Annotated in this window: 1 protein-coding gene; it reads right to left on the minus strand. The window is 54.5% G+C overall.

What is annotated here, in order from left to right; all coding sequences use genetic code 11:
• A partial coding sequence (locus tag FRC98_RS21140) for an MMPL family transporter (protein WP_146983529.1) occupies positions 1-514 on the minus strand: 514 nt, incomplete at both ends.

Consider the following 514-nt stretch of genomic DNA (forward strand, 5'->3'; position numbering starts at 1 on the left):
GAATAGGATCGTCGCCATCATATAGAACGGCATTTTCCATGAACGCGTCAGCACGAACAAGAGCACGAGGATCAATAAGGTCTCGAGTGCGACGATTTTGTAGATGTCGCTGTTGTTGACGGCGCGTTCATCGACGAGCTTCGGCGTGATGCCGCCGAAATGCGCTTCGCCGTCAATGCCGGCAGCTTCGAGCACGTCGCCGCTTTCATTCCGCAAGTCTTCCACGAAATCGAGCGCTTCCGTCGAATACGGATTGAGCGACAGCGCGATGCTGTACTTCACCGCTTCGCCGTTTTCGGTCTGGCCGGAAGGGCGGGCCGAAGCGATTTCATCGTATGCGGTTAGCTCTTCTGCAAGCTTGGCTGCCGCTTCTTCAGTGATCGGCTCATCGCTTTCCACAAGCAAAGTAGAGGGCGCGATTTCGCCTTTATCGAATTTCTCTTCGACGATTTCATAGCCGACGCGGGACGGCATATCGTCCGGGAACGACTTCACTGTATCGAATTCGAATTCC

Origin of the sequence: Lujinxingia vulgaris (assembly GCF_007997015.1) — a bacterium.
Lineage (GTDB): Bacteria > Myxococcota_A > Bradymonadia > Bradymonadales > Bradymonadaceae > Lujinxingia > Lujinxingia vulgaris.